The sequence below is a fragment of the Psychrobacter sp. NPDC078929 genome, assembly GCF_050267985.1.
Taxonomy (GTDB): Bacteria; Pseudomonadota; Gammaproteobacteria; order Pseudomonadales; family Moraxellaceae; genus Psychrobacter.
Map to the genome: position 1 here is coordinate 40,929 of NZ_JBNNFX010000011.1, position 18,021 is coordinate 58,949.

Below are 18,021 nucleotides of genomic sequence, written 5' to 3' on the forward strand. Positions count from 1 at the left end.
GTGTCCATGCCGCAAAAACGTGCAACTTGCCCAGACTGGTATGAGAAAAACTCATACCTCATAGATTAGGAGTTCGCCATGTCTCGAGTTTGCCAAGTGACTGGAAAGCGCCCTATGGTGGGTAATAATGTTTCGCATGCAAACAACAAAACCCGTCGTCGCTTTCTACCAAACCTTCACAACCATCGTTTTTGGGTAGAGTCTGAAAACCGCTTTGTACGTCTACGTGTGTCTACCAAAGGTATGCGCATCATTGACAAACTTGGTATCGATAAAGTGTTAGCGGATCTACGCGCACAAGGTCAAAAAGTTTAAGTTAAAAATAGCAGCTGGGTGATGACTCTCATCATTTAGGCTGCTGTTTTGCTACATTAATTGTGGCAACTCATTCTTTGAGACACGTACCTATCGTTTGAAGACCCCTCATTTACAGGAAAGCTATCATGAGAGATAAAATTAAATTAGTATCAACAGCTGGTACTGGGTATTACTACACCACTACTAAAAACAAGCGCACTATGCCTGGCAAAATGGAAATCAAAAAGTTTGATCCAAAAGTACGCCAGCATGTGATCTTTAAAGAAGCTAAAATCAAATAATCTCCATTTTATAAATGGTACTATTTGAACAAATAAAGGGTTTATCAATTGATAAACCCTTTATTTATGGCTGTAGCTTGATGTTACTAAGCTATATCTTCAGTCATTCGCTTTGACTGGCGCTCAAAAACAACCAAAGCTTAGCTGTAGTGTGTTGGTTCTTTATCATACACATGCGCATGCCATTTACTCATTTGCTTTTGCATAATGACCTGAATCGCAGCATGAATCATATGTTGACCAATGGCTTGAGTATCGCTACCAAGTAGTTCTTTTAGCTTGTCAGAAAAATCAATAGTCATCAGCGGCGCTTCGTCTTGTTCAGCATCACGCAATAACAACCTACCATCATCTGCTTCCACCAATTCTAACGTGGTTTCTTTGGCAAATCCTGCAAACTGATCGCTACTCTCGTTATCTACTTCTATATCATTATCGATATCGTATGGCATTAATGTGTTCCTTATTATCCCGTTTAGTACTGGTAGAGAAACTGGTCATTGCAAAGTAGTCATTTCTTAAAAGTAAACTCACTGGCAAATCTATCGTCTTACAGTAACGCGGGTAAATCTGTCTTACTCATACAATGGACGCTTTAACACTCGAATTCAAGGGCTACCGCACAAGTCTTCGTTATAAATACAACTTGAATGCTATAACGTTTATATAAATTAGCGCCAATAACGTAGTTTGGCTAATGTAAATAAGAAAGCCACAAACATCCCAAGGTAATAGACCAGCTTTAGCTCAAGGCTAGGATCACGGTATTTAAATGGTAGTGCAACGGTGGCCGTCGCAGTGGGCAATATCAGCAGCATGAGTAGCCAGTTCTCAATGACATTTAGCCAACCTTGTAAATCGGTTCCGTGACGTAGTGACGCCAATCCCATTAATAAACAAGCGACAATTAAGCTGGTAAATAAGCCATTTGGTAAGTCTTTAGGATAGATAATTTTAGCAATACTGGCTGGTACGATTCTCATATAAAATTCCAGTCATGCTTGTAGAACATGGCTTAATGATTAAAAATGTAAAATATTACGATACTGTATAGGCGTGAATAAACAATATAGATGCGAATAAACGATACAGGCGCGAAAAAGACTTATATTTACAGCGAAACTACTTAACTGTAAGTACCCATCAGCCATAGCATCGATATACAAGAGGTCAAATAACCCAAACTAATCGCATTCCAACTTTCGATATGCAGGCCTTTAACTTTATTAAGTATGCGAGAGCCTACCCAAAAGAACAGCGGAATGCCTAGCATAAATGCAGGCACAATGACTGCAGCATGACGTAGCACTGTTTCAACATCATCACCCACCATCAGGCGAAAGCCATAACCTTCCAAACTAAGTACCAGTGCAAACATCGCCAAGCCAATGGTAATACCTTTCGGTACTAAACTGCGCTGCGGTGTTTCATTTTCAAGTGATTGCCTAGCCTGCTGGTTCAACGCTTCATGAGAATTTGCTTGCACAGAAGGTTCTTTTGAACTGCTAGAGTTGTTTGTGTCCATATTTCACCTTTACGTGACTGACCGTTATATAGAGTCATAAGTTATACAGCACATTTTAATATTATTATGGCATGGCTAATAGCGTTTATTAACCATACAACACTCGCTAGCTGTTGTTGGCTAATAACAACTCTGCGCGCATCTCATCGATAGCCGTTTTATAATCTTCTTGATTAAAAATCGCAGAACCCGCAACGAACATATCAGCGCCTGCTTCAGCAATCGCACGTATATTACTGGCTTTGATACCGCCATCAACTTCCAATCGAATATCTCGACCACTGGTAATAATACGCTGACGAACCTGACGGACTTTATCTAAAGTACTATCGATAAACGACTGTCCACCGTAGCCCGGGTTCACACTCATCAATAAAATCTGATCTACTTTATCCATAACATAATCAAGATAATGTAGCGGGGTCGCTGGGTTCAATACCAAGCCACACTCTGCACCGCCATCTTTGATCAGTTGAAGTGAGCGATCGATGTGAGCGCTGGCTTCAGGATGGAAGGTAATGATACTAGCACCCGCTTCCAAGAACTGCTCAATCATACTATCGACAGGTGAAACCATCAGGTGTACATCAATTGGCGCTTCAACACCATAGTCACGCAATGCCTTACAAATCATGCTACCAAACGTCAAATTGGGTACGTAATGATTGTCCATTACATCAAAATGAATCACATCGGCACCCGACTCTAGTACCTTCTCCACTTCTTCGCCCAACCGCGCAAAATCAGCTGAGAGTATCGACGGTGCAATAAGATAAGGTTTAGCAGGACTGTTCATAATTGAGCTACCTAATTCATGTTTATATAAGATATTGATAAATTAAAAAGGAATTTTCAAGCGGCTCACATATACTGCAAGCCCTTTATGTACTGATGTTAAATACTTAATTATTTAACGCTGCTTGTATTGAGTTTTGCAATAAGCACGGCCAACTTCGAAAGAGCGCTTTGCCTCATGTTTGGTGGCGCGATTGCTCACTCTCTGACGCCATAAGCGAAAAGATGACGGCTTTAACTCTTGACGCATGAGTTTGATAACCCCAGTCTCATCGAGACCATAGCTATGCTCTATAGCCCTAAATGGCGTTCTATCTTCCCACGCCATCTCTATCACACGAGATATCTGCACATCATCAAGTACTCTATCGCCAGCGTCGTTGACGGTTTTTGCAATCAGCTCGTCTGACTTAACTTGAGATACTTCGTCACTATAATCAATGTTACGTTGTTTATTTTGTAGAGCAGCATCCATATCAGCCTGCATAGTCGCTTTTGTAGAGCTCGTATCTGCTGACTTATTCTTTGAATTAAAAGCTGTCAAATCTTGATAACTTGCCATAAAAATCACCTGTTGAGCATGAATGGAATAGCGAAAAATGTATCACGGTCATCTGAACAACATCTTAGCTCATTTGAGCCATATGCCAATGATGTTCGATATGATCATTAATCACCGTTTGGATAAAATAATAGCTGTGGTCATGCCCCGCTTGATAGCGTAATGTTAAGGGCTGTTTGGCTTTTGCACAAGCGTCTTGTAGTTTAGAGGTCTGTAGCTGACCTTCTGCTAAGAAGTTATCAGCTGCGCCTTGATCAACCAAAATGCTCGAATACTGCTGACCGACCTTTTCAATCATTTGTGAGGCGTCCGCTTGTGCCCATAGAGACTTATCATCACCGAAGTACTCTGTATAAGCAGCTTGCCCCCATGCAGACTCACTGGCTGCGCATACTGGCGATAAAGCCGATACGCTGACAAACTTACTTGGGAACTTGAACCCTAGCAATAATGCGCCGTGACCACCCATTGAGTGTCCTGTGACACCGATACTGTGAATAGGAAACTCTGAACGTAGTAAGTCATATAGCTCATCGACGATGTAGCTTTGCATGTTGAAGTTGTCTGACCAAGGCGCTTGGGTCGCGTCAACATAATAGCTTGCACCTTGACCGACAAAATAGCGATCGTCGTTTGGTACATCGCTGTCTTCACTACTTCTGGGTGAAGTATCAGGTGCGATAAGTATCATACCAAGCTCACTGCATTTTTGCTGAAAATGCGCTTTATGAGTGACATTATCAGCATTGCATGTCAAACCTGATAGGTACAATATCGCAGGACAACGTCGTCCAGCCAAAGCTTCATCAGGTAGATAAATACTAAACGTCATAGAGGTTTTGGTAGATGTCGACTCGTGACTATAATAATGCTGCTCACCGTTAAAGCAACGATTCACACTTTTTTGAGTAAGCTGTTTATTGGTAGATAAACTATGACTATAGGAATTTTGCATGAGTGATATCCTTTTATTCAAAATAGAACCAATGACGATGTTTAATAAATACTCATCATCTAATAGTAAATCTGATATTGGCATTTATAAAATGCCAAATCATACTTTATATTTATTTAGCTATTCAGCGGCTATCTCTACTTCGTCTACCGATATATTAGTAGCATTGTCAGGTAGAATATTAACCGTTGTAGAAGTAGCATTATTTGTAATACTAGCAACGGATGGGCGCGCCTTATCAAACAATACTTGCTCAAACGCAGGCAATGCTGTCTCCATTAAGCTACCAATCACCATTTGCGGCTCTGATGGCTCAAAGCCCATGGCGCTCTCACGCTCATTGACCCGTATACTGGCATCCTTAAAAGCCGACTCAAAACTGGTGTTTCCTCGAAGGCTTTCAGCAAAAAATGCTTGACCAAAATAGGTCATCTCAGCTGTGTTGGTGCAGCCAAACGATGCTCTGTCAGCGGCTGATGCAGTAATCACTACCGTGGTTGGCGATGCCAATTCGTCAATAAACGAACCTGAGTAGCAGGCAGACACCACAATCACACGCCAGCGGATACCAGATGCGTCTAACGCGTCACGCAACCAGGTGGCATCTAAATTATCCATCGCAAGCGGCGGATTTGCTAATTGGACGATATCCTGATTACCATGTGAAGACAACGTTAGAAACAACACGTCTTCATCAGGGTTCATCTGCTGACCGATTTTCTTTAGGCCGCGCAAAATGCTAGTCTTAGTAGCAATTGGTTCATCGAGCCAGCTATAAGTATTATTGATCAGCGATAGTGAATGCCCGCTGGTACCAAAACGTACATCAAACAGCTCGCGCACTTTATTAATCTCGGAACGAAAAACGTTTTGATCAGAGAATCCTGCAACTCCCATAAAGTACCAGTCGGTTTTGCCATCGATACTTGGGTCTATACTATCCAATGCTTGCTGTAATAGGCGTGGCTGCTGATACAGTGCCGCCTCTTCTAATACAGGCTCTACAGGTATTTGCTTAAAGATCGGCTGATCAGCAACATTACGCTGCCAGATAGTCAGCAACGCAACCGCGCCGACCAATACAATGATTCGCTCCCACCATGGTATACGCAGACGACGGGAGAAAATCCACAATAGAGCTAGCGTCTGCCATAAGAACAATACTAAAAACAGTACTGGTAAGAACGAATAACTCCAATTTGGCAACCAACCATAGCTACCAAAAAACTGCACCAAGCTCTGTAATAGGGCTGACAATGTATCAGCGACCAACCACAGCACTACTGGTACAAATACCAATGCTTGGTTGCTGGCTCGCCGAGCCAAAATGATACCACCAAGCAAAATAATCATCGGCCAGATCAAATAGCTGACCAATCCTTGCTCATTGAATATGCTGCCACTTTCAGCAGCTAACCATGAAAATAAGACATTACTACCAAGCGCCAATAGTGCAAATACGGCAAACTGTACAAAAGTAGGTTTAACCCAAGAAAAAGCCCGTGTTGAGCCCACCAGCATCCATAAGGTTGCAATAATATTGGCAGCGAAATTGAGCGAAAAACGCTGAAGCGAGACGGTTTTTAACGACGTAAGTGACAAAGACTTAGACCTCTAGCCAGTCGAGAAAAATAAAATGACTCAATGATAATTATCTTAATGTAACAGCCGCGCGGTGCAATCAATTGACGATTTTTTGTACAGCATGCAGACATCGATTTATATTGAATTCACGATGGAGTGATTATAGAAGATGACTAGCATTGCCTAATATTTTAGCTCGCTAATCTATCGCGATTGTAACGGATTGTCGGTTAAGAGGATAAGGCTGATTTGTAAAATTCACTCAAATTTTGCCAAAAATTCAAATAAAAAAGGAGGCCTCTTATATAAAGCCTCCTTTTTTTACTAATTACTAAACATTATCTCATCAATAGCTCATTGACGCGTTTTAGATAAGCGGCTGGATCATCTAGCTGACCGCCATCTGCCAATAATGCTTGATCAAAAATGACTTGCGCCAGATCATCAAACTGCTCACTGCTTTCAAGCTTTTTGATGAGTGGATGGTCAGGGTTTACTTCTAGCGTTGGCTTACTTGCTGGTACGTCCTGACCCATTTGCTGTAGCATCTGAATCATTTGTGGCGATAACTCACCTTCACCTACAACCAAGCAAGCTGGACTATCGACTAAACGAGTAGACACTTTGACGTCTTTAGCACGCTCGCCCAATGCAGCCTTTAATTTATCAACAACAGGCTTTAGCGTTTCTTGGGCTTTCTCCGCTTCCGCTTTTTCTGCTTCATCTTGCAAGTCGCCTAAATCTACTGCGCCTTTGGCGATGTTTTGCAGCGGTGTCTCATCGAATGAGGTCAAGAAGTTCATTGCCCATTCATCAACACGGCTAGTCATCAAGATAACCTCGATGCCTTTTTTCTTGAATAATTCAAGTTGCGGGCTGTTTTTCGCAGCGGCTAAGTTATCAGCTGTGAGGTAGTAGATGGCTTTTTGGCCATCTTTCATACGGCCTTTATAGTCTTCAAAGCTTGTTACCAAACCGTCTTGGGTGCTAGTTGCATAACGCAATAGCTTAGCAATACGTTCTTGATTGCCTACGTCTTCGCCTAAACCTTCTTTGATGACATCACCGAACTCTGCATAGAACTGTGCAAATTTTTCTTGCTTGTCATTGTCTTCGCTATTAGCAAGACTTGCGAGCAAGGTTAAGATACGGCGAGCGTTACCATCACGAATAGATTTTACATCACGTGACTCTTGTAGTAGCTCACGGCTCACGTTTAATGGCAAGTCTGCTGAATCGATCACACCTTTCACAAAACGCAAATACATCGGTAGCAATTGCTCAGCTTCGTCCATGATAAAGACGCGCTTCACATACAGCTTTAGACCATGCTGCTGCTCACGAGTGTATAGATCGACTGGCGCTTTTTTAGGAATATATAGTAGCTGCGTATACTGTACGCGACCCTCTACACGGTTATGCGTCCAAGTAAGCGGCGCATCCATGTCATAAGAGATATTTTTATAAAAATCGACATACTCATCATCTTCAATTTCAGAGCTTGAGCGAGTCCATAGTGCACTGGCTTTGTTGATTGTTTCCCAGTCATCAGTGAGTACCATCTGGCCACCAGTAGGCGTGTCGTCATTCTCGTCTTCTTTTACATCTTCTTGCCAGATCTCTTTACGCATCTGAATCGGCAAGCTGATATGGTCAGAGTATTTATTGACCAAGCGCTTGATTTTGCTGCGATCTAAGTAACTATCTTCGCCTTCGCTATATTCTTCTTTTAGGTGCAAAGTAATCGCCGTACCGCGCGTGTCTTTGGTAATAGGTTCAACAGTAAAGCTACCAGTACCATCTGATACCCAGCGCACGCCTTTATCCGCAGGCTCACCCGCTTTACGTGATTCAACACTGATGGTATCAGCCACGATAAAACCTGAATAAAAACCAACACCGAACTGACCAATCAATTGACCGTCTTGTTTCTGTGATTCAGACAATTTGTCCAAAAATGCTTTGGTGCCTGATTTAGCAATCGTACCTAAGTTTTCGATTGCATCGGCTTCGTTCATACCAATACCATTGTCGGTAAAGGTAATAGTTTTGGCAGCTTCATCAACAGCGATGCGGATTTTTAATTCGCCATCATCTTCATAAAGGCTATCATCATTTGTGCCTTCAAAACGCAACTTATCACAAGCATCCGACGCATTAGATACCAACTCGCGGACAAAAATATCAGCGTTAGAATATAGTGAATGCGTTACCAAATGCAGTAACTGCGCCACTTCCGCTTCAAACGTATGTTTTTTTAATTCTGGATTCAGACCTTCAGCTTGAGTTGCTTCACTCATAAAAACTCCTTTAAATTCTATGAAAGACCTATTATCAGATAACGATATACTCACTAAAGCCGTTCTCATAATGTTAGAGAACTTACCGTATGCAATACCGTTAAACTGTCTATACTAATAGGGGCATTGAGAAAAAATTCAAGCTCAAAATCTTTATTCAATAAAAAACACCGCGCTTGTTCATCAAGGCGGTGCTCTGGTATCAGTTATTTACTTACTCAGTTATTCACTTGCTTCGTCATTTAATTGCTCAGTTATTTTCTGATATAATAATCAACGCGCAAATAACAGCAACTATTCTGAATATGCTTCTATCAATATATCCCAGAGAGTCGTCAGCTTTTTTGAAAATTGAGTATGAGTTTTCATAGTAACCTCTATGTCGATTAATATCGGCTTGTTAATAATATTATCTTTTTAGTAATATTGTCTTGTTAGCTACTATTAAAACCATTTCCCTATTATTTGTATAATTAATTGACTACAACGTATTATTTTATTTTTCAAAATTATAAGCTGACTGACTCTTAGCCTTTTAACGTGGCATCGGGCGAATAGTAAGGATTTGCTCACTACGACCAAAAGGCCCATGTACATCGTGCAGTACCGCACTGGTCAATCCGATACCATCATCGCCATATTGTTGTACAGCCTCGATACCGAGCCAGCGACCTTTTGGCGAGCGATGCATATGGATTTGCAAATCAGTATTGGGGAACATCCACTCTAACTTAGATAAACCAAGACCCAATCTTGGTACAACACCATTGGCAGTATCGACCATACCTAACAGATGCACCAAGTCATCAGTCGGCTCGCCTTCTACCATGTCGAGATCATTGGTAATCCATACCATACCGCGACCAGCACGACGGTCTTCTGTTGCTACTAGACGTACGCTCTCAATAAAGCCGCCCGGCCAGCCTTTCATACCTTCCCAAACTGGCAACTCTTCAGGTTTATACTCTGCTGGTTGATCTTCAAGTCCAGCAATCTCACTGGTATCTTGAGTAATAAGTCGCCATGCTCTTGCAATGATGGCATCGCGGCCACGGCTACTCATGACCGCTTCGACCAGCTCAATAGTCTTGCCCGGTCGGATACAGCGAGTAGTAATAGTAAAATCGTCAAGCGGTATTAACCCCAAGATATCAAGGCTCACACGTGCGATACGGGTGTTAGGCTGCGGCGCAAAGCTATTGATCTCAGCTGTCAGTAGGCCTGTTGCTGGCGCCATGTGCTGCTCATGCTCATTCCAAGCACCTTGAGCATGCTTGGTTGGCTGATAATGCGCCACACTGACACCGTCTTCTTGTAATTCTCGTTTAACAAATTTGTAGTAAGCAGTCATAGCTATCCTATATTTGGTACTTTCATCTGTATTTTTTATTTAGGCTTGTACTTTCTATTAATGAATAAGCTCTTGTTTTCTTAGCGTGAGAATACGGCGAGCCTTTTGTATGAAAAATAATAAACAGACCATGACTACTGCGAGCATCGCGTAGAAAAAGCTTTTTTCTGCCATAAACTTCATGATATTCATAAACAATACGAAAACCACTGCTGCCATCACTAGCATGTTGAGTTTTAGTTGCTTATCGACTTCAGCGAGCGTGGCCTCTGCCAATACAAATCTGGCTTTTGGTTCTTTCATGCGACCTTATCCATATCAATGATGGTTCATACAAATACAAACACGAATATTAGTTACTTACCAACCTGAGTAACAGGTATCCGCAACGCTTTCGGCAAACTAAACGTCACATTTTCTTCAATACCAGATAGCTCACTAGGTAGATCGCCACCCCAGTCTTGCAACTGTTGCAATACTTCTTGGATCAACACTTCGGGCGCGGATGCACCAGCGGTCACGCCTATACTCTGCACACCATCTAACCAACGCTTGTCCATCTCACTGGCATTATCGATTAAATACGCTCGGCAATTCATACGCTCAGCCAGCTCACGCAAGCGATTGGAGTTTGATGAGTTTGGCGAACCAACTACCAAGACTACTTCACAGCGACTGGCCAAATCTTTTACCGCATCTTGGCGGTTCTGTGTGGCATAGCAAATGTCGTCTTTACGAGGGCCTTGGATACTAGGGAATTTTTCACGCAGCGCATCGATAACGCGAGCAGTATCATCCATTGACAAGGTTGTCTGAGTCACAAATGCCAAGCGTTCAGCATCTTGTACAGTCAATGCAGCCACATCACCTTCATCTTCGACCAGATGAATCTGCCCACCATGGCGACGGTTGAAACGCCCCATCGTGCCTTCGACTTCCGGATGTCCTGCATGTCCTATTAACACGGCATCCATGCCATCTTGCGCAAACTTTGCCACTTCGATATGCACTTTAGTTACCAAAGGGCATGTTGCATCAAACACCGTCAAATCACGACGCTCAGCCTCATCTTCAACTGCTTTTGAAACTCCATGAGCGGAGAAAATAACGATGGAGCCATCTGGCACTTCGTGAAGCTCTTCAACAAATACCGCACCACGATTGGCCAAGTCTGACACCACAAACTTATTATGCACAACTTCATGACGGACATAAATAGGCGGCTCGAAACGTGTCAATGCTTCATTAACAATCGCAATTGCACGGTCCACACCAGCACAAAATCCACGGGGATTGGCAAGATAAATTTGCATAAAAAGGCCTATCATTGGATAATTTATAGTTAAAACGTATTTTTGAATTTTTTATTCAAAAGTTGGGGCGAAATCAATGCTCTACTTTAGCATAATTTGCTTTTGTCGCTCTCTAAAATAGCTGTCTACTCATAGCAATATTTTATAGGCAAATCTCAGCATGCTTACGACATATTGCAAAACCAGCTTTAACTTGTATAAAAGCAGTTTATAATAATGCATCTATTATAATTTCTATCGCCATACATGATGGCGTTTTTTATTTTTTCCAGTCTTTGTTTTTGACTGAGGCACTGCTTAACTTTTTATCAACACGCATTTATTACAATACATTTTACGAGTTACTAAGACACCTTCTATTAGGATAAATTGTATGACAGGTTCATTATTCATCGTTACTGCCGCTTCAGGTACTGGCAAGACCTCACTGGTCAAGCAATTGCTTGCGACCACCAATGACTTGACTGTCAGCGTCTCTCATACCACTCGCGCACCACGTCCAGGCGAGATTGATGGTCAGCACTATCATTTCACAGATACCGATAGTTTTACCAATGGTATCAATGCAGGTCTATTTCTAGAGCATGCTGAAGTATTTGGTAACTATTATGGCACGTCAGAGGAAAGTGTTCGTACCCAGCTAGCGGCGGGTATTGACGTTATTTTGGAGATTGACTGGCAAGGGGCGACGCAAATCAGAAATATCTTTCCCGATGCCATTATGGTTTTTATTCTACCACCTAGCATTGCGACATTACGTCAACGTCTCTCAACCCGCGCGCAGGATTCTGTAGAAGTTATAGAGCGCCGTCTAGCTGGCGCGGTCACCGAAATGACACAATATGTGAATGCCGACTATGTAGTGATCAATGATAATTTTGATGTAGCCTTAGCTGAGCTAAAAGCCATCATCGTGGCCGACAGGCAGACACTTGGTCGTCAGCAGCAGCGCTATCATCGTACGATTAGCAACTTGCTAAACGCTCAGGTAGAAGAGTAAACTAAGCACAAGCAGCTAATCTCGTAAGTAGATATAAAAAGCAACTACGCGACTTGGCAAAAAATGCTATAATATTTAGCTATCCCCCTTTATATTTTTGATATTATTTTTATTGAGTGGCGGGCAAGGTCCGTTACTAATAAAAACAACCGAGGTAGCTATTTATGGCACGAGTGACGATTGAAGATTGTTTGGATAATGTTGATAATCGCTTTGAGCTAATTTTGGTCGCAAGCAAACGCGCCCGTCAATTGGCCAAAGGTATTGCCGAGCCGTTGGTTGACGTTGATAACGACAAGCCTACAGTATTGGCATTACGTGAAATTGCCGCTGGCAAAATCACACGCGATATCCTAAATCAGCCAGAGCATAATTTTGCTACTAGCTCATTAGATTTAGCATTGTCAGGCGACCACAGCTTCTAATAAGCTGTTTTGATAAGATGTATTTTATAAAGCCAATAGTTTTTTTATAAAATAAATACACATCTTGATCAACTATAGAGACCACAGCATAGGCTGTGGTTTTTTGGTTGTAATAATAATGCATTGGCTATTTTGGTCACCATTTATCTCCAAAATAGACCACTGAGTGAAATTTTTTCATCGCCTACACGCTTATCAGTTGACATTGAAAGCGATTTGCGATTAATTAGAGAATGGCGTACTCATCCTTAAGTTTTGTATGGTAGGTCATTATTTAGCCTCCATTTGCTTCGGTAAGTGGCCCAATAAGTAGGTCATGGAAAATAGGATCATTATTTTATGAGTCAAACCCTACCCAAACTCAGTCATCACCTCGTCGATGATGCTCAATATAATTTACTACGTTCGGTAGGTTATCTCACTGCTGCTGAGCGCCGTGATATTGTTGATGCTTGTGAGTTCGGAGATATTGCGCACATTAAAGACAAGCGCAAATCAGGGGAACCTTATATCACGCATCCAATCGCTGTCGCTGAGATACTAGCGGGCTTTCGCTTAGATCGAGATACCATCATTGCAGCAATCCTGCATGATACGGTCGAAGACACCGAAGTTAGTGATGAGCAAATCAAGCAGCGTTATGGTGAAACTGTATCAAGATTGGTCGATGGTGTGACCAAGCTAAAGTCCTCTTCACATAACAAGCAGCAGAATAAAGCGGCCACCTTTCATAAAATTTTAACCGCCACTCTCGCTGATCCGCGTGTACTCATTATCAAGCTTGCTGACCGTCTACATAATATGTCTACGCTAGACGCGGTACGTCCTGAGAAGCAACGCACCACAGCTCAAGAAACCTTGGATTTTTATGTGCCATTTGCCCGATTAATGGGTCTGAATGATATTGCTGACTATATCGAAGTATTGTGTTATCGCAATTTAGACTCTGATATGTACAACAAGCTGTCTGATAAACTGTTACAACATGGGCTTGGACGAAACTTTCAAAGAGAGTCGATTCATCGTTATTTGAGTATCGTGCTAAACAACTTGGATCTCAATGGTCTGGTCAAAGTCTTAGACAATCGTGTGGTCATATATCGTCAGTTTTTCCGCAATCGCGGTGAGATTAATGCGCTACTACGTCACTATGCGTTTGAAATCGTCCTCGACAATATCGAAGCCTGCGACAAGCTAGCCTATTATCTAATCAAAAAATATCAGATTGATGATACCCATATTGCGGATAATATTCGTCGTCCGCTGCCAGGTGGTAACCAATCCCTCACCCTCATCTATGAGCGTGATAATGACGTGGTAAAAGTTACTATATTGACTAAGCAAATGCAGAGCGCTGCAAGACTTGGGGTCATCGGCGCAGAGCACGCATCTGATGTCAGTCAGTCGGTTATCCAAGCGTCATTGCGCAACATGAAGGATTTGGTCGATGAAGACAATCTGAATGAAAACAGTCCTGATTTTTCAGCAGCAGTCTCTACTATTAATGAGCTGATGGATTACCTGCACTCTAGTAAAATAATTTGCTACAGTCCTCAAGGGCGTGCTTACGAGCTTCCACAGGGTGCAACGGCGCTAGATTTTGCCTACGCGGTCGGGCCTATGATTGGTAACGTTGCCGTTGGTGCAAATATCGATGGTAAAGCTGCAAAGCTCGGTACCGTGGTAAAAAATGGACAGTCCGTTGAGATAGAAGTGAACAGCCACTCAGAACCAAAAGCTGAGTGGTTGGGATTTGTAGTGACTAACAAAGCCCGTGAAGAGATTTTACGTTGGTTCAAAGATTTATCTGTCGCTGACAAACAACACCATGGCAGGCAAGCATTAGATCGTGCGCTCAGAACGCATCAGAAAAGTTTTGATGATTTGACAGATGCTGATTGGAAAGACCTGACTGAATGGCGCGGTCTGACAGAAAAAGATGCGTTATTTGAACAAATAAGCTCAGGTACGCTACTTCCTCAGCTAGTCGTGACACGTTTATTTAGCGATGAGCTGAGCGATCTACAGGCAAAAGTACATAGCGACGACATGACCCAACCGCAACAGCTGATCGCTAATGCTGCTGGCGTCGAGCTTGATTTTGCCAATTGCTGTCATCCGATATATGGCGATCCTATCGTAGGGCATTTATCGCGTCATGGTTTGGTCGTTCATCGACATAAGTGTTTCTCACTGGACGATATCCGCAAAGACAATCCTTATCAGGTGATCCAATTACGTTGGCGCAATGACAATGCAGTCAAACAAGGCGACATCGGTGAGCACGATCTAAAAAACAGCGGTAAGATTCGTTTTCCTGCTTATTTAAAGCTCTCAATTGCGCTTAGTGACGAGCAAATTAGTGAAGTTATTTATCACTTACGCCAGCTCAATATGGGGGTTGAAACCGTTGATGTTCGCAATACTGATACCATCATTCATATCGTGGTACGTAGTCGCAACCATTTAGCACAGGGTATCCGTGAACTACGCTCGCTGCTAGGTTTCCCTAACATTATACGGTTATATCAATTATAATAAGCTGATTTGCATCACTGATATAGTCGTGATGCAAACAGCTAAAATAGAACTGCTATTCTAGTAGCCATGAATCACTCACATAAAATATAAAAGGGACACCCCATGACTCGTCAAACCATCCAAACTGATAAAGCACCTGCAGCGGTCGGCACTTATTCTCAAGCTGTAAAAGTCGGCAACACTGTTTATATCTCAGGTCAGCTTGGTTTTGATCCTGACACGATGGAACTAAGAGAAGGTTTTAAAGCACAGGCTGAGCAAGTATTTGAAAACATCAAAGCTATCTGTGAAGCAGCTGGTGGTAGTCTAAATGACGTGGTTAAATTCAATGTATCTTTGACTGATTTGAGTGATTTTGCTGTCTTGAACGAAGTGTTTGTCGCCAATCTAAGCGAGCCATATCCTGCCCGCGCTGCCGTCCAAGTAGCTGCTCTACCTAAAGGTGGCGTGGTAGAAATTGAGTCTATTCTTTATATCGAATAAGACAATATTGAATGCTTAGTATTAAGTGCTAATTTTAGCAACAGCCTATAAGTCATATCACAATAAGCTTAGCATCATGCTAAGCTTATTGGTCTCCGTTCTATTATTCTGATCTCATATTCACCTAATAAGACTGCGAAGCCGTTTATGTTGGTACAAGTTGCTCTGCCCGTTCCCCTTTATCGGGTGTTTGACTATAGCTTACCAGCTGATATGCTTGCTTTGCCAGACAGTGCGATACCGCAAATCGGCAGCCGCGTTGAGGTTTCGTTTGGTCGTCAGACTCTGATTGGTATTGTAATTGCTCATATTTCACAAGACGATAGCAGCGTACCTGTCAATAAAATCAAACCTATTAATAAATGTCTAGATGCTGAGCCTATTTTGGACTCGGACATGCTCAAGCTTGCCTATTGGCTGGCGTGCTATTACCACTATCCGCTTGGCGACGTGTTAGCAGTTATCCTGCCAAGCCTTGTCCGTCAAGGCAAACCATTAGACTTGCTGATTACCCATTGGCGCATTTTGCCTCATATCACTGATGATGATTTTCGAGCCAATGCTAAAAAACAAAAGCAGCAGTTCGACATGCTAAAGCTACATGGTCAGCACGGCGCAAGTGAAGATGTATTGCTACTAGAAGGTATGCAACGAGCATTTTTAAAGACGCTAGAAGATAAAGGGTTAGTCGAGCGCTATATTCAGCCAAAACAAGCACCTACTCCAGTCAAACTGGCAAAAATGCCACTTGATCTCAATAATGAGCAGAAAATTGCTGTCGACGCTATTATTGCTGCACACGAATCCGATACTTATACTGGTTTTTTGCTCAACGGCATTACTGGGAGTGGTAAAACCGAAGTCTATCTGCAAGCGATGCAAGCTGTATTAGAGGCTGGCAAACAGGTGTTGATTTTGGTACCAGAGATTGGTCTCACACCGCAAACGCGGGCAAGATTTGCCAGTCGGTTTGCCGCCCATATTGTGCTATTACACTCTGGCATGACTAACACTCATCGCTTACAAGGTTGGCAAGACTGCCGCACGGGTCACGCACAAATCGTGATCGGTACACGTTCGGCTGTGCTATATCCCTTTGCAGATTTAGGCCTGATTGTCGTTGATGAGGCGCATGATGGCTCGTATAAGCAGCAAGACACATTGCGTTATCATGCCGCTGATGTCGCTCTCTATCGAGGTTTGCAGTACAAAATCCCAGTGATACTTGGTACTGCTACACCTTCCCTTGAGCATTTAAAACTGGTCGATGATGGCAAACTAGCAGAATACCAACTGCTTACTCGTCCGGGCAATGCCAAACCTGCAACTATGCAACTGATCGATGCTCGCTTGCAAAGCACCCATCAACAAGCACAAGATGACGGTGCGCGCTATGATACAGGGCTGACGGACGCCATGATCGGGGCGATACGGCAAACGCTAGAGGCCGGTGATCAAGTACTAATATTTTTGAATCGTCGTGGCTATGCGCCTGTTCTCTTATGCGAGGCTTGTGGCTGGCAAGCTGACTGTCCGCGCTGTGACGCGCACCTGACCGTTCACTATAATAGCCAAGCTCAGCGAAACAGTTATTCAAGCAACTCTTATTTGAAATGCCATCATTGCGACTGGCAAGCCTATATCCCTACCGTATGCCCTGATTGTGGTAGTCAAAATTTGGATGCCAAAGGCATGGGAACGACAAGGCTCAGCGAAAATCTACACGCAATCTTTGCTAATCCTCAAACTAGCAAAGAGCTCTATCCGATTATTCAAATAGACCGTGATACCACAAGACGCAAAGACAGCTGGGAAAATATTTACGAGCAAATTAATAAAGGCAACCCGGCCATATTGGTCGGTACACAGATGGTCGCCAAAGGTCATCATTTCCCTAATGTCACGTTGGTTTGCTTACCCAATGCTGATCGCGGATTTTTATCAGCAGACTTTCGCTCACCAGAGCATACCGCACAGCTCATGATTCAGGTGGCAGGCCGTGCTGGTCGAGGTGATAAAGCTGGCCGTGTATTGATTCAAACGTTGCAGCCTGATAACGAGTTATTATTAAAACTGGTCAAAGACGGCTACTTGTCATTTGCACGTGAGTTACTGCAAGAGCGTCAAATGATGGGCTTACCTCCTCATCGACATGCTGCCTTAATACGCTGTGAAGGCAAAACATTGGCAGCCACCACTCAAGCGCTCAAGGATGCTATTGCGCATTTGCCGAATGCTCATAACCTCGCTGTTCTCGGTCCTATTGATGCGCCCATGAGTAAAAAGAACAGCCGCTACCATGCACAGCTTTTGCTATTGGCTAAAGATCGTCGTCAATTGCACCACGTGTTGGGACAGTGGTGGCAGCCAGTGCTTGCCCTACCAAGCGCTAAATACCTTAAGCTTACTTTGGACATTGATCCTGTCGGTTGGTAGTTCTCACTTAGTTCTCAACAAATGGGTGTATATCTTTCTACTCATCTCCTCATCATGTTTACTTCGTCGTTACAGCTTCTCATGCTTGGCTATGTTAAATTTATAACCATAAATGATATGCGGTAAAGGCTCTACGCCTACTCTACCTATAG

At 42.9% G+C, this 18,021-nt stretch carries 18 protein-coding genes; 7 read left to right on the forward strand and 11 right to left on the reverse strand.

Annotated elements, in window-relative coordinates:
- Positions 1-78: 78 nt before the first annotated feature.
- Together rpmB and rpmG are read left to right on the forward strand one after the other, a co-directional pair.
- On the forward strand, positions 79-315 hold the full coding sequence (gene rpmB / locus ACQKCG_RS07825) for a 50S ribosomal protein L28 (RefSeq protein WP_057761372.1): 237 nt from the start codon (positions 79-81) through the stop codon (positions 313-315).
- Between the two features lie 128 nt (positions 316-443).
- Entirely contained in the window at positions 444-599 is a 156-nt protein-coding gene (gene rpmG / locus ACQKCG_RS07830) for a 50S ribosomal protein L33 (protein WP_010201403.1), read from the forward strand.
- A 140-nt stretch (positions 600-739) separates the two neighbouring features.
- Here the strand turns inward: rpmG and ACQKCG_RS07835 are convergent, their stop codons facing one another.
- The 11 genes from ACQKCG_RS07835 to ispH all read right to left on the reverse strand — a co-directional run bounded on the left by ACQKCG_RS07835 (position 740) and on the right by ispH (position 10,984).
- On the reverse strand, positions 740-1,051 hold the full coding sequence (locus tag ACQKCG_RS07835; protein WP_101205798.1) for a hypothetical protein: 312 nt from the start codon (positions 1,049-1,051) through the stop codon (positions 740-742).
- 219 nt (positions 1,052-1,270) lie between these two features.
- Positions 1,271-1,582 (reverse strand): hypothetical protein, encoded by a 312-nt coding sequence (locus ACQKCG_RS07840; protein ID WP_101205797.1) that lies wholly within the window; start codon positions 1,580-1,582, stop codon positions 1,271-1,273.
- Positions 1,583-1,725: 143 nt separating this feature from the next.
- Entirely contained in the window at positions 1,726-2,124 is a 399-nt protein-coding gene (locus tag ACQKCG_RS07845; protein WP_101205796.1) for a hypothetical protein, read from the reverse strand.
- A gap of 106 nt (positions 2,125-2,230) precedes the next feature.
- The gene (gene rpe, locus ACQKCG_RS07850; RefSeq protein ID WP_101205795.1) at positions 2,231-2,920 is read right to left on the reverse strand and encodes a ribulose-phosphate 3-epimerase; all 690 of its coding nucleotides are present in this window, start codon (positions 2,918-2,920) and stop codon (positions 2,231-2,233) included.
- Positions 2,921-3,034: 114 nt separating this feature from the next.
- Entirely contained in the window at positions 3,035-3,316 is a 282-nt protein-coding gene (locus ACQKCG_RS07855; protein WP_404944626.1) for a TIGR03643 family protein, read from the reverse strand.
- A 229-nt stretch (positions 3,317-3,545) separates the two neighbouring features.
- The gene (fghA, locus tag ACQKCG_RS07860; protein ID WP_057761382.1) at positions 3,546-4,436 is read right to left on the reverse strand and encodes an S-formylglutathione hydrolase; all 891 of its coding nucleotides are present in this window, start codon (positions 4,434-4,436) and stop codon (positions 3,546-3,548) included.
- Between the two features lie 120 nt (positions 4,437-4,556).
- Positions 4,557-6,038, reverse strand: a complete 1,482-nt coding sequence (locus ACQKCG_RS07865) for a C13 family peptidase (RefSeq protein WP_101205793.1) — start codon at positions 6,036-6,038, stop codon at positions 4,557-4,559.
- 320 nt (positions 6,039-6,358) lie between these two features.
- Entirely contained in the window at positions 6,359-8,320 is a 1,962-nt protein-coding gene (gene htpG / locus ACQKCG_RS07870; RefSeq protein WP_101205792.1) for a molecular chaperone HtpG, read from the reverse strand.
- A gap of 535 nt (positions 8,321-8,855) precedes the next feature.
- Positions 8,856-9,671 carry a thioesterase family protein gene (locus ACQKCG_RS07875; RefSeq protein WP_101205791.1) on the reverse strand — a complete coding sequence of 272 codons (816 nt, stop codon included), beginning with the start codon at positions 9,669-9,671 and terminating at the stop codon, positions 8,856-8,858.
- A gap of 57 nt (positions 9,672-9,728) precedes the next feature.
- Entirely contained in the window at positions 9,729-9,974 is a 246-nt protein-coding gene (locus ACQKCG_RS07880) for a hypothetical protein (RefSeq protein ID WP_101205790.1), read from the reverse strand.
- A 53-nt stretch (positions 9,975-10,027) separates the two neighbouring features.
- The gene (gene ispH, locus ACQKCG_RS07885; RefSeq protein WP_057761392.1) at positions 10,028-10,984 is read right to left on the reverse strand and encodes a 4-hydroxy-3-methylbut-2-enyl diphosphate reductase; all 957 of its coding nucleotides are present in this window, start codon (positions 10,982-10,984) and stop codon (positions 10,028-10,030) included.
- A gap of 373 nt (positions 10,985-11,357) precedes the next feature.
- Here ispH and gmk point away from each other — a divergent pair, with 373 nt between their 5' ends.
- The 5 genes from gmk to ACQKCG_RS07910 all read left to right on the forward strand — a co-directional run bounded on the left by gmk (position 11,358) and on the right by ACQKCG_RS07910 (position 17,869).
- Positions 11,358-11,984, forward strand: a complete 627-nt coding sequence (gmk, locus tag ACQKCG_RS07890; protein WP_101205789.1) for a guanylate kinase — start codon at positions 11,358-11,360, stop codon at positions 11,982-11,984.
- A 164-nt stretch (positions 11,985-12,148) separates the two neighbouring features.
- Complete coding sequence (rpoZ, locus tag ACQKCG_RS07895; protein ID WP_057761396.1) at positions 12,149-12,409, forward strand: DNA-directed RNA polymerase subunit omega; 261 nt, start codon at positions 12,149-12,151, stop codon at positions 12,407-12,409.
- Positions 12,410-12,748: 339 nt separating this feature from the next.
- Entirely contained in the window at positions 12,749-14,947 is a 2,199-nt protein-coding gene (locus ACQKCG_RS07900) for a RelA/SpoT family protein (RefSeq protein ID WP_101205788.1), read from the forward strand.
- Between the two features lie 105 nt (positions 14,948-15,052).
- Positions 15,053-15,433: a RidA family protein gene (locus ACQKCG_RS07905; protein WP_057761400.1), complete on the forward strand. Its 381-nt coding sequence runs from the start codon at positions 15,053-15,055 to the stop codon at positions 15,431-15,433.
- Positions 15,434-15,580: 147 nt separating this feature from the next.
- Positions 15,581-17,869 (forward strand): primosomal protein N', encoded by a 2,289-nt coding sequence (locus tag ACQKCG_RS07910; protein WP_101205787.1) that lies wholly within the window; start codon positions 15,581-15,583, stop codon positions 17,867-17,869.
- The last annotated feature ends 152 nt before the right edge of the window (positions 17,870-18,021 follow it).